Consider the following 19,138-nt stretch of genomic DNA (forward strand, 5'->3'; position numbering starts at 1 on the left):
GTCGGGGCGCCGCCGGTGCGGCGGCGCCCCAACGCGCGGTCAGAGGATCGCGCCCGGCGCGTAGGCGGCGGCCTCGGGGTGCTCCTTGAGCAGCGCCTCGATCCGGGCCACGACCGCCGCGACCTGGTCGCTGGCGGCGCCGGTGAACGACAGCTTGTCGGCCATCAGCTCGTCCAGCTGGGCGCGGTCCAGCGGAATGCGGGAGTCCGCGGCCAGCTTGTCGAGGAGTTCGTTGCGCTCGGCGCCCTGCTCGCGCATGGCGAGGGCCGCGGCGACCGCGTTCTCCTTGATCGCCTCGTGGGCCTCCTCGCGGCCCACGCCCGCCCGCACCGACGCCATCAGCACCTTGGTGGTGGCGAGGAACGGAAGGTAGCGGTCCAGTTCGCGCGCGACGACGGCGGGGAAGGCGCCGAACTCGTCGAGCACGGTGAGGAAGGTCTCCAGCAGGCCGTCCAGCGCGAAGAACGCGTCCGGCAGGGCCACCCGGCGCACCACGGAGCAGGACACGTCGCCCTCGTTCCACTGGTCGCCCGCCAGCTCGCCCGTCATCGAGGCGTAGCCGCGCAGGATGACCGTGAGGCCGTTGACGCGCTCGCAGGAGCGGGTGTTCATCTTGTGCGGCATCGCGGAGGAGCCGACCTGGCCGGGCTTGAAGCCCTCGGTGACCAGCTCGTGCCCGGCCATCAGGCGGATCGTCTTCGCGAGCGACGAGGGCGCGGCGGTCAGCTGCACGAGCGCCGTGACGACCTCGTAGTCAAGGGAGCGCGGGTAGACCTGGCCGACGGAGGTGAACGCCCGGTCGAAGCCCAGGTGCGTGGCGATGCGGCGCTCCAGGTCCGCGAGCTTGGCCGCGTCGCCGCCGAGCAGGTCCAGCATGTCCTGGGCGGTGCCGACGGGGCCCTTGATGCCGCGCAGCGGGTAGCGGCCGAGCAGGTCCTCAAGGCGGTGGTAGGCCACCAGCAGCTCGTCGGCGGCGGTCGCGAAGCGCTTGCCGAGGGTCGTGGCCTGCGCGGCGACGTTGTGCGAGCGGCCCGCCATCACCAGCTCCGCGTACTCGCCGGAGAGGCGGCCGAGGCGGGCGAGCACCGCCACCGTGCGGTCGCGCACCAGCTCCAGGGAGAGCCGGATCTGGAGCTGCTCCACGTTCTCGGTGAGGTCGCGGGACGTCATGCCCTTGTGCACGTGCTCGTGCCCGGCGAGCGCGTTGAACTCCTCGATGCGGGCCTTCACGTCGTGGCGCGTGACCTTCTCGCGCTCGGCGATGGAGGCCAGGTCGACCTGGTCGAGCACGCGCTCGTAGTCGGCGATCGCCGCGTCCGGGACCTCGATGCCGAGGTCCTTCTGCGCGCGCAGCACGGCGAGCCAGAGGCGGCGCTCCAGCCTCACCTTCTCCTCGGGGGACCAGAGGGTGGCGAGCTCGGCGGAGGCGTAACGCCCGGCGAGGACGTTCGGAATACGGGGCTTTGCGGGAGCAGCAGTCACGGTGCGCCATTCTACTGGCGGTTTGCGCAGGCCAGAGCCGCGGTGTGGTTCGTACGAAGCTACGAGGGGGCGCGGGCTGGCACACCCGCGCCCGTCCGGCGCCCGAGGACGAGCGCGCGGCGCGAGAGGGCTAGCGCAGCGTGTAGCCGCCGTCCGGGTAGAGCGTGGAGCCCGTGGTGTAGCCGTTGCCGAAGAGGTACAGGACCGCGTCGGCGATCTCGTCCTCGTCGGCCAGGCGGTGCAGCAGTGTGTCCCGGCGGTACTGGGCGAAGGCCTGCTCCCGTGCCTCGGCGGGCCGCCCCTGCCACAGGTTGCCGTCGACGGTCCCGGGGAGACGACGTTGACCCGGACGGGGGCCAGCTCCACGGCGAGCCCCCGGCCGAGCCCTTCGAGGGCGGCGTTGCACGCCGCGTAGGCGGGCGCGGGCCCCGGCGGCCGGGCCCCCGCCGCGCCGGACATGAGCACCACCGACCCGTCCGCCGCGAGCTTCGGCGCCGCGAGCCGCACCGCGTGGTACTGCCCCCAGAACTTGGACACGAAGGGGCTCTCGGCGGCCTCGTCGCTCAGCTCCAGCATGGGGCCCACCTGGTAGTCGCCCGCCGTGGTCAGCAGGTGGTCGACGCGCTCCAGGGGCTCGAAGAACGCGGCGAGCGACGCGCGGTCGGTGACGTCCACCGTGCGCCACGCCGCCGCGTCCCCGAGGGACTCCGCGGCGGCGGCCAGGCGGTCGGCGGACCTGCCGCCGAGGACCACCCGGGCCCCGGCCTCGACGGCCTGGTGGGCGACGCGGAGGCCGATGCCGGAGCCGCCGCCGATGACGACGACGGTGCGGTCCTGAAGGCGGCGTGGGGTCGTGGTGCTCATGGCTGTCCTTGCTGTCCTCGGGGCGAGCTGATCAACGTCCGCTCGGGTCAACTCCCGCGCCCCCGGGGACATTCCGGTGGCCGTCAGACCGCGTCGGGCTCCACGCGGCGCCAGCCCTGGACCGGCCCGGGCGCCGTCGCGTCGGCCGGGGTGACCCAGAACGCGCGGCCCGTCACCGGGTCCACGTGCGCGCCGGTGCGGCCGTCACCGGAGGAGCGGCCCGTCAGGCGGCGGCCGATCCACGGCGCCAGGTGCCGCCGCGCGAACCGGGCGTCCGCGACCCGCCGCGCCAGCCACGGCGGCGGCACGGCGGCGGGCAGCACGGCCCGCCAGTCGTCCTCGGCCCCGTACCCCAGCGTCTGCCAGACCGCCTCGGCGACCCTGCGGTGGCCCTCCGCCGTCAGGTGCAGCCGGTCCACGTCCCACAGCCGCTGGTCACCGAGGGCCCTGGCCCCGTACAGGTCCACGACGGCGGCTCCGTGCCGCGCCGCCAGGTCCTCGACGTGCTGGAACAGCTCCTCCATGCGCGGCCGGAACCGCTCGAGGACCGGGCCCTCGCGGCCGGGGCTGCGCATCAGGACCAGCTGCTTGCAGGCGGGCGCGAGCGTCTCCACGGCCTGCTCCAGCAGGCCCCGCACCCGGCCCATGTCGCACTTGGGGCGCAGTGTGTCGTTGAGCCCGCCCACCAGCGTGATCACATCGGCGCCGAGCGCCGCCGCCGGGGCGACCTGCTCCTCGACGATCTGCCCGATGAGCTTGCCGCGCACCGCGAGGTTGGCGTACCGGAACCCGGGCGTACGCCCCGCGAGCCGCTCGGCGAGCACATCCGCCCAGCCCCGGTAACCACCGTCGGGCAGCAGATCGGACATCCCCTCCGTGAAGGAGTCACCGATCGCGACGAGGCTGGCGTGGTGGGGCGCGTCGAGCTGCGGGGCGGGGTCGATGATCTCCATGGCGCCACCGATCGTATCCCGGCACCCCCGCCCGGCCCGGTCCCGGGCTCAGCCCACGGCGAAGCGGTCGCGCGCCGCGCCCCGCAGCCGATCCACGGACACCGGCCGCCCGAAGGCGACCAGCAGCAGATCCTGCCCACCGCCCCGCAACTCCGGACCGTCGCCGAAGGCCCAGTCGAGGTCATCGGCGCACAGCCAGCCGTACGCCGCTCAGGTCGGCCCCGGAAGCGCACCTTCCAGGCGTATCCGCGGGGGCGGCTCAGGCGGGCTGGCCGAACAGCTCCCGCAGGACGTCCTCCATGGTGACCATTCCGGCCAGGCGGCCGTCCGCGCCGAGCACCGCGGCCACGTGCGTGCGGCTGCCCCGCATGGCCGTGAGGACGCCGTCGAGCGGCGTCGTCTCGCGCACCCGCGCGATGGACCGCATGTCCGACACCCGGAACGGCAGGTTCCGGGGCGTCACTTCGAGCGCGTCCTTCACATGCAGATAGCCCACGATGCGCCGCCCCTCGTCGACGACGGGAAAGCGGGAGAACCCGGTCTCGGCCGAGAGCCGCTCCAACTGCTCGGGGGTGACGCCCACCCGCGCGTACACCACCCGCTCCAGGGGCAGCACCACGTCCCGCACCGGGCGGCGGCCCAGCTCCAGGGCGTCGTGCAGGCGCTCCTGCGCGCGGTCGTCGATCAGGCCCGCGTCGCTGGAGTCCTGTACCAGGCGCGCCAGCTCGGCGTCCGAGAACGTCGCCGCGACCTCGTCCTTGGTCTCGACCCGCAGCAGCTTCAGGATCGCGTTGGCGAACGCGTTGATCGTGAAGACCAGCGGGCGCATGGCGCGCGCCAGCGCCACCAGGGGCGGCCCGAGCAGCAGCGCGCTGCGCACCGGCTCCGCGAGCGCCACGTTCTTCGGGATCATCTCGCCGAGCAGCATGTGCAGATACGTGGCCACGGCGAGCGCGATCACGAACGAGATGGGGTGGACCAGACCGTGCGGCACGCCCACCGCGTCGAACAGCGGCTCCAGCAGGTGCGCGATCGCGGGTTCGGCGACGACGCCGAGCACCAGGGTGCACAGCGTGATGCCGAGCTGCGCCGCCGCCATCAGCACGGACACGTGCCGCAGGCCCCACAGGACGCTCTTGGCGCGCCGGTCGCCGTCGTCGGCGTACGGCTCGATCTGGCTGCGGCGCACCGAGATCAGGGCGAACTCGGCGCCCACGAAGAAGGCGTTGACGACGAGCGTCGCCAGGCCGATCAGCAACTGGATGGCGGTCATCGGGTCTCGTCCTCCGGCTCGTCGTCCTCGTCGCCGCTGGTGGCCGGGGCGTGCAGCAGCACGCGGGCGGCACGGCGGCCGGTGGCGTCCACCACGTCCAGGCGCCAGCCGGAGACCTCGACGCGGTCCCCGACGGAGGGGATGCGGCCCAGCTCGGTGGCGACCAGGCCCGCGAGCGTCTCGTACGGGCCGTCCGGGACCCTGAGGCCCACACGGGCCAGCTCGTCGGTGCGGGCCGCGCCGTCCGCCGAGTAAAGGGCGCGGCCCTCGTCGTCGGTTCCGGCGGCGGCCAGGTCGGGCGTCTCGTGCGGGTCGTGCTCGTCGTGGACCTCGCCGACGACCTCCTCGACGATGTCCTCCAGGGTGGCGACGCCCGCCGTTCCGCCGTACTCGTCGATGACGACGGCCATGGTGCGCTTGCCGGAGAGCCGGTCCAGGAGGCGGTCCACGGTCAGCGACTCCGGTACGAGCAGCGGCTCGCGCATCAACTCGCTGACCGGGACGAGGGCGCGGCGCTCGGCGGGCACGGTGAGGACGTCCTTGATGTGGACGACGCCGACGACCGTGTCCAGGCTGCCGCGGTAGACGGGGAAGCGGGACAGGCCGCTCGCCCGGGTGGCGTTGGCGACGTCCGCGCAGGTGGCCTGCGCCTCCAGGGCAAGGACCTGGACGCGGGGCGTCATCACGTTCTCGGCGGTGAGGTCGGCCAGGTTCAGGGTGCGCATGAACCGCTCGGCGGTCTCCGCCTCCAAGGCGCCCTCCTTCGCCGAGTGCCGGGCAAGGGCCGCCAGCTCCTTGGGCCCGCGCGCGGACGCCAGCTCCTCGGCGGGCTCCATGCCCATGCGGCGCACCGCGCGGTTCGCGGTGTTGTTCAGATGGGTGATGAAGGGCCGGAAGGCGGCGCTGAAGATCCGCTGCGGGGTCGCCACGCGCTTGGCTATGGGCAGCGGCGAGGAGATCGCCCAGTTCTTCGGCACCAGCTCGCCGACGACCATCAGGAAGACGGTCGACAGGGCCGTACCGAGCATGAGCGCGACGCTGGAGGCCGCCGACGCGGGAACGCCGACGGAGGTGAGCGGGCCCTCGATCAGGTCGCCGATGGCGGGCTTGGCGAGCATGCCGACGACCAGGCCGGTCACGGTGATGCCGAGCTGCGCGCCGGACAGCTGGAACGTGAGGTTCTTGACCGCCTTCAGGGCGCTGGCGGCGCCGCGCTCGCCGCGCTCCACCGCGCGTTCGAGGTCGCTGCGCTCGACGGTCGTGAGCGAGAACTCCGCCGCGACGAACACGCCGCACGCGAGCGAGAGCAGCACCGCCACCAGGAGCAGGAGCACTTCGGTCATCGGGTCACCTCCGTCCCATGATCGGCCAGGGGCGTGGTGAATGCGCGATGTGGGGTACTAGGAGGCTCGCCCATGGGCGGACGCTCACACCTTTCCGTCGGGTTACAGGAGTCCCCCATGTTAAAGGGTCGGCAAAGCGCTGCGCGGAGCGTCACTCACTGTTATGGGCTGGGGGGTGCTCGGTGCCGCGCGGTGAGCGGGTTCCCTGGGCGCCGAGCGGCTTAACCCAGCGCCGCCAGTGCTCCTCGGGCCCGTACCCGGCGGCTGCCCACGCGTGCTGCGCGATCTCGTTGCGCACCAGGACCATGGCGTCGGCCCGCCGGGCGCCGAGCGCCACGAAGCGCTCCTCGGCCACCCGCAGCAGCGCCATGGCGACCCCCGTGCGCCGCGCGCCGGGGTCCACGGCGAGCCGGTACAGCGAGGCCCGCCAGCCGTCGAACCCGGCGATCAGCGTGCCGACCAGCTCTCCGCCGCGCTCCGCGAGCAGCAGCGCCTCGGGGTCGCGGGCCACGAGCCCGGCCACCCCCGACCGGTCGTCGCTGATGCTGGTGCCCTCCGCGGCCCGCTTCCAGAAGGCGAGCACTCCGTCCAGGTCGTCGGCCGTCGCGGCCGTACGCACAGATCGTCCATGACCGCATCCCACCACGCGCGCCCCCGGCGCCGCCCGGCAATTCCATCAGCCGGACGGCGGCGGTCCGGGGCGCCGCCGTCACGCGCCGCGCAGCTCCTCGACCACGGGCCCGAACGCCTCCAGGTACGGCTCCAGGACGGAGACGTACGAGAAGCCGTACCGCTCGCGCTGGGCGCGCACCTGGTCCGCGATCTGCCGGACGGTGCCGATGAACATGGTCGGCAGGTCCAGCACGGCCTCGGCGGTCAGGTGAGGCCGGGAGTCGGCGACCCTCCGGGCGGCCGCCCGCCGGTCGTCGGTCACCTCGACCAGCTGGACCACCAGGTTCAGCTCGGCGGGCGCGGCGCGAGTGGCGGCGAACCGGTGGTAGGCGGCGACCCGCCCGTCCAGCTCGGCGGCGCTCAGCGGGAGCGCCTTGCCGCCTCCGTGCCCCGGCAGCGGCCGGATCCCGGTGAACGCGGCGATGTCCGCGTGCTCGGCGATCAGCTTCAGCGTCCGGTCGCCGTTGCCGCCGATCAGCACCGGCGGGCGCGGGCGCTGCACCGGCCGCGGCTGGAACTCCTCGTCGGCGAGGAGCCGGTCCAGCTCCTCGACCGTGCGCCGCAGGTGGTCCACGCGCTCCGGGGCCGAGCCGAACGCCAGGCCCGCCGCCTCGTGCTCCGCCCTGACGTAGCCGGTGCCGAGGCCGAGTTCGAGGCGGCCGTCCGTGAGCAGGTCCGCGGTCGCAGCCTCGCGGGCGAGCAGCGCGGGGGTGTGGAAGCCCGCGTTGAGGACGAACGTGCCGACCCGCACCCGCTCGGTCGCCTCGGCGGCGGCCACGACCGAGGGGAACGGCGCGGGCATGCCCAGGTGGTCCGCGACGAGGACCGCGTCGTAGCCGAGCCCCTCCGCCCTGCGGCACTTCTCACGCCACTCGGCGCGCGGCGCGGGAGTGAGCAGGGTGACACCGAAGCGGAAGGGACGCGCGGGCATGGACTCTCCTAAGGGGCGCAAGGGGCGGACAGGGCGCAAGGGACGGACAGGCCGCAAGGGGCGGACGGGGTGCAAGGGACGGACGGGGTCTTCGCGCCCGAGTCCCTCACCCGCCGGAGCGCCCGGGCCAGCGGGAGATCCGCCGGGTCCCGGCGCTCACTCGTGGGCGATGGCCTCCAGGACGTTCATGCGCGACGCCCGCAGCGCGGGCAGCAGCGCCGCCACGATCCCCACCACCACCGAGCCGACCACCACCGTCACGACCGTCGACCAGGGCACCGCGAACGCCGTCAGGCCCTGCAACTGGAGGACCTGCTGCATCGACACGCCCCACACCAGGCCGAGCGCGAGCCCCAGCACCGCGCCGAACACCGCGATCACCACCGACTCAAGCCGGATCATCCGCCGCAGCTGCCGCCGCGCGAGCCCGATGGCGCGCAGCAGTCCGACCTCCCGGGTGCGCTCCACGACCGACAGGGCGAGGGTGTTGACCACGCCGAGCACCGCGATGACGATCGCGAGGCCGAGCAGCGCGTACACCAGGTAGAGCAGGACGGCGATCTGCTCGCGGATCAGCTTCTTGTACCCGGCCTTGTCGTTCACCTGGACCTGCGGATACGGATCGAGGGCCCGCTCCAGGCGGTCCCGCAGGGCGTCCGCGCCCGTGCCCGGGGCCGCGTTGACGTACACGGCGGAGTCCTGGCCGCCGGGCGCGTACTTCTCCAGCGTGCCCAGGCCCATGAACAGGCCGCCCTCGAGGCCGGGCCCCGTCGCGCCCTCCTGGTCGGTGAGCGCGGTGACCGTCAGCTGTGCCGTCCGCCCGCGCGGGAACCGCACGGGCAGCACCGAACCGACGCGCACGCCGTGCTCCTTGGCGTACTCCTCGTCCATCGCGAGGTTCCCCGGAGCCAGCGCGCGCGCCGAACCGCCCTGGGCGTACGTGGTGTTGACGACGTCGTCGAGGCGCCGCTCGTAGCCGAGCGCGGTCGCCGCGTCCCGTTCGCCGTCGGGCAGGCGCACCGAGAGCCGGGTGGAGCGCTGGCGCACCACGACCCCGACGCCGTCGGTGGCCCGCACCTTCTCGTACACCTCGCCGGGGAACGCCTGGAAGCTGTTGCTCGCCACGACGAAGTCGGCGCCGAGCGTCCGGTCGATCTGCTCGTCGAACGACTCGGTCATGGACGCGCTCGCCACCGACAGGCCGCCCACCAGGGCCAGCCCCACCATCAGGGCGGCCGCCGTGGCCCCCGTGCGGCGCGGGTTGCGCAGCGCGTTGCGCTGGCTCATACGGCCCACGGAGCCGAAGACGGCCGGGAAGGCACCGCCGAGGACCCGGATGACCGGGCGCACCAGGAGCGGGCCCGCGACCACCGTGGCGATCAGCGTGAGCACCACGCCGAGCCCGAGCGCCGAGGCCGCCGCCTGGGTGCTGGACGCGGACGCGCAGGCCACCAGGGCCGCGGCACCGGCCCCCGCGACCACGGCGCCCACGGCCGCGCGGGCCCGCAACGGCCGCCCCACACCGGCCACTTCGGCGTCCGCGAGCGCCGCCATCGGCGAGACCTGGGCGGCCCGGCGCGCCGGGAGGTACGCCGCGACGAACGTGACGCCGACCCCGACGACGTAACTGGCCACCGGAGTCGGCCAGCCCAGCACCATCTCGGTGGACTTCAGGTTCATGCCGAGCAGGCCCATCAGCTCGATGAGCCCGGCCGCGAGCCCGATCCCCGTGGCCAGGCCCAGGGTGGAGCCGACCAGGCCGAGGAGGACCGCCTCGATCAGCACCGAGCGGCGCACCTGCCTGCGGTCGGCGCCGAGCGCGCGCAGCAGGCCCAGTTCGCGGGTGCGCTGCGCGATGAGCATGGAGAAGGTGTTGACGATCAGGAAGACGCCGACGAGCACGGCGACCCCGGCGAAGCCGAGCATCACGTACTTGATGACGTCGAGGAACCCGCCCAGCTCGTCGGCGGCGGACTCGGCCTGCTCGTCGGCGGTCTTCAGGTCGTACGCCGTGCCCAGCTCGGCGGCGACGCGCCGCTTCAGCTCGGCGTCGCTCACGCCGGGCGCCGCGTCCAGGGAGATGCCCGTCGCCGCGTCCCGGTCGCCGAGCAGCCCGGCCTGGGCGGTCGGGGTGTCCAGGAAGACGAGCGCGGCGCCGGGGTTGGTGGTGGTGAACGTGACGATCCCGACGACCCGCACCTTGAACGAGCCGGGCGCGGCGATGACCGTGAGCGGGTCGCCGATCTCCACGCCCTTCCGGTCGGCGGTGTCCGCGTCGAGCATCGCCTCGCCCGGGCCGCGCGGCTGCCGCCCCTCGGTCAGCTCCACCGGGCTGCGGTCGGTGCGGTACCAGTTGGCGGCGACCGTGGGAGCGCCGCTCGTCGGGCCCACCGCGTCGTTGTCGCGGTCGACGACCGTCACGTTCTCCACGGACGCGTCGACGTGCGCGGCGGCGACGCCGTCGACCGCCTCGACGCGCCGCGCGAGGTCGGCCGGGAGCGTCGGGGTGCGCCCGGACGGCAGCGACTGGTCGTCGTCGAGGCCGTCGTCCTTCGGCGCCACGACGACGTCGGCGGCCGTGGAGGCGAACAGCCGGTCGAAGGTGCGGTTGACGGTGTCGGAGAAGATCAGGCTGCCCGCCACGAACGCCACCGACAGGATCACGGCGAGCGCGGACAGGGCCAGCCTGCCCTTGTGCGCGAGGAAGCTGCGGAGCGTGGCCTTGAACACGGCGGCCGCCCTCAGTCCTGGTGGAGGGCGGGGCCGGGGGAGCCCTCGCCGGAGCCGGGGCTCTCGCCGGGGCCGGGCCCGGTGTCCTTGGGCGGTCCGGCCTGGGGAGGTCCGGCGTGGGGTGACCCGGCATGCGGTGGTCCGGCGCCGTCCTGGGGCACCCCGGGCAGCACGTCGAACCGCTTCAGCCGCTCCAGGACCGACTCCGCCGTCGGCCGCGCCATCTCGTCCACGATCCGCCCGTCCGCGAGGAAGAGCACCAGGTCGGCGTGGGCGGCCGCGCCCGGGTCGTGCGTCACCATCACCACCGTCTGGCCGAGCGCGTCCACAGCCTCGCGCAGGAACCCGAGGACTTCGAGCCCCGCGCGCGAGTCGAGGTTGCCGGTCGGCTCGTCGGCGAAGATCAGCTCGGGGCGCGAGGCGAGCGCCCGCGCGCAGGCCACCCGCTGCTGCTGTCCGCCGGACAGCTGCGCGGGCCGGTGGCGCAGCCGGTCGCGCAGGCCGAGCGCGTCGATGACGTGGTCCAGCCACTCGGGGTCGGGCCCCTTGCCCGCGATGTCCATGGGCAGCGTGATGTTCTCACGCGCGGTGAGCGTCGGGATCAGGTTGAACGACTGGAACACGAAGCCCACCCGGTCCCGTCGCAGCCGCGTCAGCTCCCGGTCCTTCAGGCCGGTGATCTCGGTGTCGCCGAGCCACACCTGACCTGCCGAGACGGTGTCGAGCCCGGCGAGCGTGTGCATCAGGGTGGACTTGCCCGAGCCGGAGGGCCCCATCACGGCCGTGAACCGCTGCCGCGCGATGTCCACGTCGACGGAGTCGAGGGCGATCACGGAGGTCTCGCCCGAGCCGTAGGCCTTGGTCAGGCCGCGGGCGCGGGCGGCGGTTCCGGCGGGCTCGGCGAACTCCGCGCTCGGCGTCGGGACAGGTGTCGACAAGGCCGCCTCCCGGGTCGTGGCCGTGCTGCGCGCGTGGGCACAACGGTCGTGGCGCACCGCTGAGTTGAGAGCCTAGGGGGTGCCCCGGGGCGCCTGGTACCCCGCGCGCGGCGGGGCCGGGGACGCGTGCACCCACCACGGTCCGGCCCCTTGTGACCGCTAGCGCGGCGGCGCTAGCTTGAGGGCATGGCGAAGACGCAGCTGAACGTCCGGGTGGACGAGCACACCGCCCGAGCCGCCCGGGAGCGCGCCCTGGCCCGCGGCATCAGTGTGAACCGGTACATCGAGGAACTGGTCAAGCAGGACGTCGGCGAGCCGGGCCAGACGTTCGTGGAGGCCGCCGCCGACTTCATGACCCAGTACGAGTCCGTCTTCGCCGAGGAGTTCGGCGCGGGCCGCGAAGGTCGTCGCTGACCGTTGAACCTGCGCATCGACCTCGCCTGGCTCCTGATGATCGCCGAGCGCAGGACGCCGGGAGACCCGTCCGTCACCGACTGGGGCGCGCTGGTCGCCGCCGTCGCCCGGCACCAGGCGGAGATCTTCGACGTCCCCGTGTACGAGGGCCCGCACGACCGCGCCGCCGCCCTGCTCCAGACCCTGCTGCACCTGCCCGCCCTGGAGCGCTCGAACGCGCTGTTCGCCGTGTCCGTCGCGTACGCCTATCTGGTGGCCAGCGGCGTGAAGGTCGTCACCTCGCCCGAGCAGGTCCGAGACCTCGCCCGCCTGGTGAAGGAGGACGGGGCGACCGTACGGGAGATAGCGCGGGAACTGCGCCAGTGGAGCCGCTGAGGCCGGTCGGCTGACCCCGCGGCGAAGGTCAGCGGAATCTGGCGGAAGATGAGAGTCCGGCGATGAGTTCCGGACCCGGCACCGGTCACCACCAGCAAAGCCAGGAAAGCCAGGGGAGCGGGGAAGCCGCCACGCCTGGCCCCACCTGACCCACGACTGACCACGACCGCCGGGAGGCACCCGATGTCCGCCACCATCCAGCCCATGCTCATCACCCCGGACGTGATCCGGCTCCAGGCCTTCTACGCCCAGATGTTCGGCGCCGAGCAGATCGCCCGCGTCCCCGAGGAGGGCCCGGTGTTCTTCGTCGGCCTGCGCGTCAACGACTCGGAGCTGGGCCTCGTCGCCGACGAGAAGGCACCCCTGGACGCGCCCCAGCGCTCGCTGCTCAGCTTCCGGGTCGACGACGTGGACAGCCTGCTCCAGCGCGTACGGGACCTGGGCGGGCATGTGCGCGGCCCCGCCAACGACATGCCCTGGGGCGAGCGGGTCGCCCACGTCGAGGACCCGGACGGCAACGCGGTCAACCTGGTGCAGGCCCTCTGACGTCCAGGGGCTCAGTCCTCGGCGGGGCGCCACGCCGTCCCGAGCACGCAGTACGACGTCGGCAGCCGCGGGCCCTTCTCGGGGACGAGGACCCGGCGGTACGGGCCCAGCGTGAACCCGGCGGCGCGCAGCGCGCCCACGGTGTCCCGGGCGACGTGGCAGTTGCCGAACAGCAGCGGCCACACCGTGCGGTCCAGGGCCCGCTGCGCCGTCGTCATCGCGGGCCCCGGCGCCCGGCCGTGCTCGAAGAACCGCAGCTCGCCGCCCGGCCGCAGCACGCGCCGCAGCTCCGCGAGCGCCCTCGGCACGTCCCGTACGCTGCACAGCACGAGCGAGACCACCGCCACGTCGAAGGCCTCGCTCTTCACCGGCAACGCCTCCGCGGCGCCCGGCACCACGTCGACCGGCACGTCGGAGCGCAGCGCGGCCGACACGGCCAGCTGGCGCAGCACGCGCTCCGGTTCGATCGCCACCACCTCGGCCACGGCGCTCGGATAGTGCGCGAAGTTGAGCCCGTTCCCCGCGCCGACCTCGATCACCCTGCCGCTCACGCCGCGCAGCAGCTGCCTGCGGAAGGGGCCGATCCGGGGTTCCGCGCCCACGCTGAAGCGGGCGTACGCGCGGGCGAAGACGGGGTGGTGCACGGCGGCTCGCCCCGACGGCTTGGCGGTAGGCATGACACGGCACCTCCTACGGAGGGTTGGCGGTGGCTCATTCTTCCCCTCCCGAGAGCCCCCGCAATCGGCCCACCGAGCCCGTCCGGCGATTGAGGGCGAGCCGCGCAGCGGCGATGAACCGGGGTGCCAGGGGGCCGAGCCCCCTGGTTTCGGGAAGGGGCGGGTCAGGGGAGAACCCACGTCCCCCCGAGCTCCACCCCGAGCCAGCCCCCGGCCCGAGCCCGGAACTCGCCCCCGCCCAGAACGCCCGCCCCGTCGGGCACCGCGCCCAGCAACGGCGCCCCCGCCACCTCCGCGAACTCCAGGGCATTGCACCGCGACGCCAGATCCGGCACCGCGGGCCACCGCCCGATCACCACCCCGAGCTGCCGAAGGCCCCGCGCCCGCAGTGCCTCACCCGTCAACGCGGTGGCGTTGAGCGTCCCCAGCCCGGCCGCGGCCACGACCAGCACCGGCGCCTCAAGGAGCCGCGCCGCGTCCGCGAGCGTCGACCCGGCCTCGTCGAAGCGGACGAGGAGCCCCCCGGCGCCCTCCACCAGGACCAGGTCGTGCGAGGCGGCCAGCTTCTGGGCCGTCTCGGCGACCTCGGCGGGCGAGACGGCGGGCAGCCCGGCCCGCCGGGCGGCCGTGGAGGGCGCCAGCGGCTCGGGGTAGCGGGCCAGCTCGACCGCGGTCACCCGGTCGCCCGCGAGCCGCACCACCTCGTCGACGTCCCCCGGCTCCCCGGGAGCGACCCCGGTCTGCGCGGGCTTCAGGACGGCCACGCTGCGCCCGGCGGCGAGCGCCACCGCCGCGACGGCCGCCGTCGTCACCGTCTTGCCGATCTCCGTGCCCGTGCCGGACACCACAAGCACGCTCATGCCCGCGCCTCCCCGCTGGCCCGCGCCGCCGCGCACACCGCGCGCCCGATGGCGGCGACGTCCTCGTCCCCGGTGACGTAGGGCGGCATCGTGTAGATGAGGTCGCGGAACGGGCGCAGCCACACGCCCGCCCGCACCGCGGCCGCCGTCGCCGCCGCCATGTCGACCTGGTGGTCGAGCTGCACGACGCCGAGCGCCCCCAGGACCCGTACGTCACGGACGTACGGCAGCTCCGCGGCCGGGGCGAGCGCGGCGGTGAGGCCCGTCCCGATCCGCTTGACCTCGGTCTGCCAGTCCTGGCCGAGCAGCAGGTCGATGGAGGCGCCCGCCACGGCCGCGGCCAGGGGGTTGCCCATGAACGTGGGGCCGTGCGCGAGCACCGGCACCTCGCCGCGCGCGATGCCGTCGGCGACCCGCGGGGTGCACAGCGTGGCCGCCATCGTCAGATAGCCGCCGGTCAGGGACTTGCCGAGGCACATCACATCGGGCGTCACACCCGCGTGGTCCGCGGCGAACAGCGCGCCCGTACGGCCGAAGCCCGTCGCGATCTCGTCGAACACCAGCAGAACGTCGTGCGCGTCGCACGCCTCGCGCAGCGCCCGCAGATAGCGCGGCGAGTGCACGCGCATGCCGCCCGCGCCCTGCACCACCGGCTCCACGATGACGCCCGCGAGTTCGTGCGCGTGCCTGCCGATCATGTCGTGCAGATGCTCCGCGTACGCGGCGTCGTACGCGTCGAAGCCCGCGGGCGGCAGGTCGGCGAAGACCTGCTGGGGCAGCACGCCCTGCCACAGGGAGTGCATGCCGCCCTGCGGGTCGCACACCGCCATCGGCTGCCAGGTGTCCCCGTGGTAGCCGCCGCGCCAGGTCAGCATCCGCCGCTTCTCGGGGCGGCCGAGGGAGCGCCAGTACTGGAGGCACATCTTGAGGGCGACCTCGACCGACACCGAGCCGGAGTCGGCGAGGAAGACGTGCTCCAGGCCCTCGGGCGTCAGGTCGACGAGCCGCTTCGCCAGGCGCACGGCGGGCTCGTGCGTGAGACCGCCGAACATCACGTGGCTCATGCGGTCCAGCTGGTCGCGCGCCGCGGCGTTGAGGACCGGGTGGTTGTAGCCGTGGATCGCCGACCACCACGACGACATGCCGTCGACCAGCTCGCCGACGCCCGCCACGCGCAGCCGCACCCCGCTCGCCGACTCCACGACCAGCGGCTCCTGCCGTCCGGGCATGGGGCCGTAGGGGTGCCAGACGTGCGCCCGGTCCAGGGCGAGGATCTCCTTGACGTCAGGCATTGGGCGCCAGGTCCGTTCCCGCGCCCCGGCGGCGCAGCGCCACCAGGTCCGTCCGCGCCTCGGACGGCTCCGTGCGCGCGGGCGGCTCGGCGGCCTTCTCGGCGCCGCCCTCCGAGCCCTCCGCGCCCTCCGCGCCCTGCTCCGCGCCGCCTTCCGAGCCGCACACGGAACCGCAGCCGCCGCCGCGCCGGTGCTCCGGCAGCGTCACCTGGTCCGCGGTCTCCACCTCGAAACCGGCGTCCGCGATCATCTCCAGGTCCGCCTTGCCCGCCTGGCCCTCGCTGGTGAGGTAGTCGCCGAGGAAGATCGAGTTGGCGAGGTGCAGGGCCAGCGGCTGGAGCGTGCGCAGATGCAGCTCGCGGCCGCCCGCGATGCGCACCTCGATGTCCGGGCAGACGAACCGGACCATGGCGAGGATCCGCAGGCAGCGCTGCGGCGTCAGATGCCACTCCTTGGCCAGCGGGGTGCCCTCGAAGGGGATGAGGAAGTTCACCGGCACGGAGTCCGCGTCCAGCTCCCGCAGCGCGAACACCACGTCGACCAGGTCCGCGTCCGTCTCGCCCATGCCCGCGATCAGGCCCGAGCAGGCGGACAGACCGGCGGCGTGCGCCTTGCGCACGGTGTCGACCCGGTCGGCGTAGGTGTGGGTCCTGGTGATGGCGCCGTACGTCGCCTCGGAGGTGTTGAGGTTGTGGTTGTAGGCGTCCGCGCCCGCGCCGCGCAGCCGCTCCGCCTGCCCGTCGGAGAGCAGGCCGAGGCAGGCGCACACCTCGACGCCCTCGTTCTGCTCCTTGATCGTCTTGATGGTCTCGGAGACCCGGTCGACGTCCCGGTCCGTCGGGCCGCGCCCGCTCGCCACCAGGCAGACCCGCTTGGCGCCGCCCGCGAGCCCGGCCGCCGCGGCCTTGGACGCCTCGTCGGGCTTCAGCCAGGTGTACTTCAGGATGCCGGTGTCGGCGCCGAGCCGCTGCGAGCAGTACGAGCAGTCCTCGGGGCACAGCCCGGACTTCAGGTTGACCAGGTAGTTGAGCTTCACCCGCCGACCGAACCAGTGGCGCCGCACCTTTCCGGCCGCCGCCACCACGTCGAGCAGGTCGTCGTCGGAGGTCGCGAGCACGGCCAGCGCCTCGTCACGGGTCGGCGGCTCGCGCCGAAGCCCCTTGTCCACCAGCGTGTTGAGCAGATCCATGGCGCCGATCCTCGCGTACGCCCGTCCTTCTGACCATGGAGAAACCCCACAACAGAAGCCAGGAGAGGTGTGGGTATCGCCACACCATGACCCAGTGGCGCGACGGCTAGGGTCTGTGCACTGTCTACAAACGCCGTACCCGGACGACCCGTCCGGACGACGACCTGGAGGGCCCATGGCGAGCGCGCCGTTCGACTGGATCGACGAGCGGGCCCGGGCGCGCGAGCGGGCGGGCCTGGTACGGACCCTGCGCCCGCGCCCGGCCGAAACCGCCCTGCTCGACCTCGCGGGCAACGACTACCTGGGCCTCGCCCGCCACCCCGAGGTGACCGAGGGCGCGGCCGCCGCCGCCCGCCGCTGGGGCGGCGGGGCGACCGGCTCCCGCCTGGTGACCGGCACCACCGAACTGCACGCGGAACTGGAGCGCGAGCTGGCCGACTTCTGCGGCGCCGAGGCGGCCCTCGTGCTGTCCTCCGGGTACGCGGCGAACCTCGCGGCCGTCACCGCCCTCGCCCCGCACGGCTCCCTGATCGTGTCGGACGCGGGCAACCACGCCTCGCTGATCGACGGCTGCCGCCTGGCGCGCGGCACGACGCAGGTCGCCGCGCATGCGGACCCCGACGCCGTGCGCAAGGCGCTCGGCGGCCACGACGGGCCCGCGATCGCGGTCACGGACTCGGTGTTCTCGGTGGACGGCGACGCCGCGCCGCTCGCCGCACTCGCCGCCGCCTGCCGGGAGTTCGGCGCGGGCCTGCTCGTGGACGACGCGCACGGCCTCGGGGTGCTCGGCGACGGCGGGCGCGGCGCCCCGCACGCGGCGGGCCTCGCGGGCGCCCCCGACACCGTCGTCACCGTCACCCTGTCGAAGTCCCTCGGCAGCCAGGGCGGCGCCGTCCTCGGCCCGGCCCGGGTCATCGACCACCTGGTCAACACGGCCCGGACGTTCATCTTCGACACCGGCCTCGCGCCCGCCGCGGCCGGGGCGGCGCTCGCGGCACTGCGCCTGCTGCGCCGCGAGCCGGAGCGCGCCCGGCGCGCGCGGGCGGCGGCCGCGCGGCTGCACGGGCTGCTCGTGGGGGAGGGGCTGTCGGCGGTGCGCCCCGACGCCGCCGTCGTCTCGGTGCGTGCCCCGTCGCCGGACGCGGCGGTGCGGTGGGCGGCCGACTGCCGGGAGGCGGGTCTCGCGGTGGGGTGCTTCCGTCCGCCGTCGGTTCCCGACGGGGTCTCGCGGTTGCGGCTGACCGCCCGCGCCGACCTGGGCGAGGCGCAGCTCGCCGAGGCCGTACGTGTGATCAGCCGCACCGCTCCTGACGCCTGAGGCGGGGCGTCCGGACCGGGGTCAGGGGTTCGGCGCACCGCTCAGGGCCTCGTCACAGGGCGTCGACGAAGCCCTTCCAGGACGCGGGGGAGAAGAGCACGGCCGGGCCCGCCGTGTCCTTCGAGTCGCGCACGGCGAGCAGGCCCGCGAAGGGGCCGGTGCCGAGCGGGGCCGTCTCCACGCAGTTGTTCATTCCTGTGCTGCGGCTGCTGCGCCGCCACCGCGCGTCCCTGAGAGACATGCTGGAGGGAACGTACCGAGGCAGTGCAGTCATAGTGCCTCCTTACGCGCCGTGACCTAATCCGGCGATGAAGTCCATTGAATCCTGAACGGAAAGCGCCTGTCCCTGGAGAGAGTTGAAGGCGTTGGTGTACGCCCTGAGGTCTTCTTTCCGTTCGAGGTAGAGGCTACTCGTCAAATGGTCGAGAACGACCACATCCAGATCAGAAATGTTCGGAAAGGAGAGAATTACGAACGGGCCGCTGACGCCGATGTGCTCACCGGCCGCGAACGGCAGCACTTGGAGCCGGACGTGCGGCAGCTCCGCCGCCTCCAGCAACCGCCGGAGCTGTCCCGCGAGCACCTCGGGGCCGCCCACCGGCCGCCGCAGCACCGCCTCGTCGAGGATCACGCCCAGTTCCAGCGGCGGTTCGCCGCGCAGCACGTCCTGGCGCGCGAGCCGTACCTGGACCAGCGCCTCCACCTGGTCGTCGGGCAGCCCGCCGAGCGCGGCACGTGTCACCGCGCGGGCGTACTCGGGGGTCTGGAGCAGGCCGGGGACCACGGCGTTCTCCAGCGAACGCACCCGGCAGGCCTGCGACTCCAGGCTGATGAAGTCCCGGTACGCGGGCGGCAGCAGGCCCCGGTAGGCGTGCCACCAGTGGTGCCGCCCGTCCTCGTCGTCCCCGCCCGCGAGCGCGACGAGCAGCTCGCGCAGGTGCGGATCGCGCACCTCGTACGCTTCGAGCAGCAACCGCACGTCCGCGGCCTTGACTCCGCTGCGGCCCGTCTCGATCCGGCTGACCTTGGACTGGTGCCAGCCGACGAGTGAGGCCGCGGCGCCACTGGTGAGCCCGGCCCCGGTGCGCAGCGCCCGCAATTCCGCGCCGAGTTTGCGGCGGCGCACCGCGGGGCCGTACTGCATGTCCGACTCCTTCCGGACGTTTCGCGCCAACCGTGGGGAACGGTGGGGGAACCGCCAGTCTGGCGCCCAAATACGGTCTGCCGTCGCAGAGTTCACCGCTTCGAGCGACAGATATATGCACATCTCGGTGGATCGCC

Annotated in this window: 18 protein-coding genes and 1 pseudogene; 4 read left to right on the forward strand and 15 right to left on the reverse strand. The window is 74.0% G+C overall.

All coding sequences use genetic code 11. The features are described 5' to 3' along the window. Positions 1-39 precede the first annotated feature (39 nt). The 9 genes and pseudogenes from purB to ACOBQU_RS33465 form a co-directional block, all read right to left on the reverse strand. The gene (purB, locus tag ACOBQU_RS33425) at positions 40-1,482 is read right to left on the reverse strand and encodes an adenylosuccinate lyase (protein WP_423634885.1); all 1,443 of its coding nucleotides are present in this window, start codon (positions 1,480-1,482) and stop codon (positions 40-42) included. Between the two features lie 372 nt (positions 1,483-1,854). Next, positions 1,855-2,418 (reverse strand): annotated as a pseudogene (locus tag ACOBQU_RS33430) (SDR family NAD(P)-dependent oxidoreductase); the annotation flags it as partial. 11 nt (positions 2,419-2,429) lie between these two features. Continuing rightward, on the reverse strand, positions 2,430-3,299 hold the full coding sequence (locus ACOBQU_RS33435; protein WP_423632377.1) for an SGNH/GDSL hydrolase family protein: 870 nt from the start codon (positions 3,297-3,299) through the stop codon (positions 2,430-2,432). A 259-nt stretch (positions 3,300-3,558) separates the two neighbouring features. Further along, positions 3,559-4,572, reverse strand: a complete 1,014-nt coding sequence (locus tag ACOBQU_RS33440; protein ID WP_423632379.1) for a hemolysin family protein — start codon at positions 4,570-4,572, stop codon at positions 3,559-3,561. After that, positions 4,569-5,915, reverse strand: a complete 1,347-nt coding sequence (locus ACOBQU_RS33445; RefSeq protein ID WP_423632380.1) for a hemolysin family protein — start codon at positions 5,913-5,915, stop codon at positions 4,569-4,571. Before ACOBQU_RS33445 ends, ACOBQU_RS33440 begins: the two co-directional genes overlap by 4 nt. A 151-nt stretch (positions 5,916-6,066) precedes the next feature. Further along, positions 6,067-6,534 (reverse strand): GNAT family N-acetyltransferase, encoded by a 468-nt coding sequence (locus ACOBQU_RS33450; RefSeq protein WP_423632382.1) that lies wholly within the window; start codon positions 6,532-6,534, stop codon positions 6,067-6,069. 90 nt (positions 6,535-6,624) lie between these two features. Further along, positions 6,625-7,518 (reverse strand): TIGR03621 family F420-dependent LLM class oxidoreductase, encoded by an 894-nt coding sequence (locus ACOBQU_RS33455; RefSeq protein ID WP_423632384.1) that lies wholly within the window; start codon positions 7,516-7,518, stop codon positions 6,625-6,627. Positions 7,519-7,674: 156 nt separating this feature from the next. Beyond that, entirely contained in the window at positions 7,675-10,248 is a 2,574-nt protein-coding gene (locus tag ACOBQU_RS33460) for an ABC transporter permease (RefSeq protein WP_423632386.1), read from the reverse strand. Between the two features lie 11 nt (positions 10,249-10,259). Continuing rightward, positions 10,260-11,186 (reverse strand): ATP-binding cassette domain-containing protein, encoded by a 927-nt coding sequence (locus ACOBQU_RS33465; protein WP_423632388.1) that lies wholly within the window; start codon positions 11,184-11,186, stop codon positions 10,260-10,262. Positions 11,187-11,372: 186 nt separating this feature from the next. Between ACOBQU_RS33465 and ACOBQU_RS33470 the strand changes: the two genes are divergently transcribed. The 3 genes from ACOBQU_RS33470 to ACOBQU_RS33480 all read left to right on the forward strand — a co-directional run bounded on the left by ACOBQU_RS33470 (position 11,373) and on the right by ACOBQU_RS33480 (position 12,521). After that, positions 11,373-11,600, forward strand: coding sequence for a toxin-antitoxin system HicB family antitoxin (locus ACOBQU_RS33470; protein ID WP_423632390.1), 228 nt, complete (start codon positions 11,373-11,375; stop codon positions 11,598-11,600). A gap of 36 nt (positions 11,601-11,636) precedes the next feature. Further along, positions 11,637-11,975: a fic family toxin-antitoxin system, toxin component gene (locus ACOBQU_RS33475; protein ID WP_423634887.1), complete on the forward strand. Its 339-nt coding sequence runs from the start codon at positions 11,637-11,639 to the stop codon at positions 11,973-11,975. Between the two features lie 183 nt (positions 11,976-12,158). Next, positions 12,159-12,521, forward strand: a complete 363-nt coding sequence (locus ACOBQU_RS33480) for a VOC family protein (RefSeq protein ID WP_423632392.1) — start codon at positions 12,159-12,161, stop codon at positions 12,519-12,521. 11 nt (positions 12,522-12,532) lie between these two features. On the opposite strand, the gene ACOBQU_RS33485 is transcribed toward ACOBQU_RS33480, so the two are convergent. The 4 genes from ACOBQU_RS33485 to bioB all read right to left on the reverse strand — a co-directional run bounded on the left by ACOBQU_RS33485 (position 12,533) and on the right by bioB (position 16,539). After that, positions 12,533-13,198, reverse strand: coding sequence for a class I SAM-dependent methyltransferase (locus ACOBQU_RS33485; protein ID WP_423632394.1), 666 nt, complete (start codon positions 13,196-13,198; stop codon positions 12,533-12,535). 164 nt (positions 13,199-13,362) lie between these two features. Beyond that, entirely contained in the window at positions 13,363-14,058 is a 696-nt protein-coding gene (bioD, locus tag ACOBQU_RS33490) for a dethiobiotin synthase (protein ID WP_423632396.1), read from the reverse strand. Further along, entirely contained in the window at positions 14,055-15,350 is a 1,296-nt protein-coding gene (locus ACOBQU_RS33495; RefSeq protein WP_423632398.1) for an adenosylmethionine--8-amino-7-oxononanoate transaminase, read from the reverse strand. The genes bioD and ACOBQU_RS33495 overlap by 4 nt, the downstream gene beginning before the upstream one ends. Next, a complete protein-coding gene (gene bioB / locus ACOBQU_RS33500; protein ID WP_423632400.1) occupies positions 15,343-16,539 on the reverse strand; it encodes a biotin synthase BioB in 1,197 nt (398 codons plus the stop codon). The genes ACOBQU_RS33495 and bioB overlap by 8 nt, the downstream gene beginning before the upstream one ends. A gap of 175 nt (positions 16,540-16,714) precedes the next feature. On the opposite strand from bioB, the gene ACOBQU_RS33505 reads away from it, so the two are divergent. Then, a complete protein-coding gene (locus ACOBQU_RS33505) occupies positions 16,715-17,857 on the forward strand; it encodes an 8-amino-7-oxononanoate synthase (RefSeq protein WP_423632402.1) in 1,143 nt (380 codons plus the stop codon). A gap of 52 nt (positions 17,858-17,909) precedes the next feature. On the opposite strand, the gene ACOBQU_RS33510 is transcribed toward ACOBQU_RS33505, so the two are convergent. Together ACOBQU_RS33510 and ACOBQU_RS33515 are read right to left on the reverse strand one after the other, a co-directional pair. Continuing rightward, complete coding sequence (locus ACOBQU_RS33510) at positions 17,910-18,131, reverse strand: DUF397 domain-containing protein (RefSeq protein ID WP_423632403.1); 222 nt, start codon at positions 18,129-18,131, stop codon at positions 17,910-17,912. 9 nt (positions 18,132-18,140) lie between these two features. Further along, complete coding sequence (locus ACOBQU_RS33515) at positions 18,141-19,001, reverse strand: helix-turn-helix domain-containing protein (RefSeq protein ID WP_423632405.1); 861 nt, start codon at positions 18,999-19,001, stop codon at positions 18,141-18,143. Positions 19,002-19,138: the final 137 nt, after the last annotated feature.

Source organism: Streptomyces sp. G45, from assembly GCF_049542095.1.
In the GTDB taxonomy this organism is placed as follows: domain Bacteria; phylum Actinomycetota; class Actinomycetes; order Streptomycetales; family Streptomycetaceae; genus Streptomyces.

What these genes read in the sequence shown, in the direction of transcription:
- ACOBQU_RS33510 (WP_423632403.1), bottom strand. Translation starts at nt 18,131, where the DNA reads ATGACTGCACTGCCTCGGTACGTTCCCTCCAGCATGTCTCTCAGGGAC.
- ACOBQU_RS33485 (WP_423632394.1), bottom strand. Translation starts at nt 13,198, where the DNA reads ATGCCTACCGCCAAGCCGTCGGGGCGAGCCGCCGTGCACCACCCCGTC.
- ACOBQU_RS33435 (WP_423632377.1), bottom strand. Translation starts at nt 3,299, where the DNA reads ATGGAGATCATCGACCCCGCCCCGCAGCTCGACGCGCCCCACCACGCC.
- ACOBQU_RS33445 (WP_423632380.1), bottom strand. Translation starts at nt 5,915, where the DNA reads ATGACCGAAGTGCTCCTGCTCCTGGTGGCGGTGCTGCTCTCGCTCGCG.
- ACOBQU_RS33470 (WP_423632390.1), top strand. Translation starts at nt 11,373, where the DNA reads ATGGCGAAGACGCAGCTGAACGTCCGGGTGGACGAGCACACCGCCCGA.
- ACOBQU_RS33475 (WP_423634887.1), top strand. Translation starts at nt 11,637, where the DNA reads ATGATCGCCGAGCGCAGGACGCCGGGAGACCCGTCCGTCACCGACTGG.
- ACOBQU_RS33480 (WP_423632392.1), top strand. Translation starts at nt 12,159, where the DNA reads ATGTCCGCCACCATCCAGCCCATGCTCATCACCCCGGACGTGATCCGG.
- ACOBQU_RS33515 (WP_423632405.1), bottom strand. Translation starts at nt 19,001, where the DNA reads ATGCAGTACGGCCCCGCGGTGCGCCGCCGCAAACTCGGCGCGGAATTG.
- ACOBQU_RS33455 (WP_423632384.1), bottom strand. Translation starts at nt 7,518, where the DNA reads ATGCCCGCGCGTCCCTTCCGCTTCGGTGTCACCCTGCTCACTCCCGCG.
- ACOBQU_RS33440 (WP_423632379.1), bottom strand. Translation starts at nt 4,572, where the DNA reads ATGACCGCCATCCAGTTGCTGATCGGCCTGGCGACGCTCGTCGTCAAC.
- ACOBQU_RS33495 (WP_423632398.1), bottom strand. Translation starts at nt 15,350, where the DNA reads ATGCCTGACGTCAAGGAGATCCTCGCCCTGGACCGGGCGCACGTCTGG.
- ACOBQU_RS33505 (WP_423632402.1), top strand. Translation starts at nt 16,715, where the DNA reads ATGGCGAGCGCGCCGTTCGACTGGATCGACGAGCGGGCCCGGGCGCGC.
- bioB (WP_423632400.1), bottom strand. Translation starts at nt 16,539, where the DNA reads ATGGATCTGCTCAACACGCTGGTGGACAAGGGGCTTCGGCGCGAGCCG.
- bioD (WP_423632396.1), bottom strand. Translation starts at nt 14,058, where the DNA reads ATGAGCGTGCTTGTGGTGTCCGGCACGGGCACGGAGATCGGCAAGACG.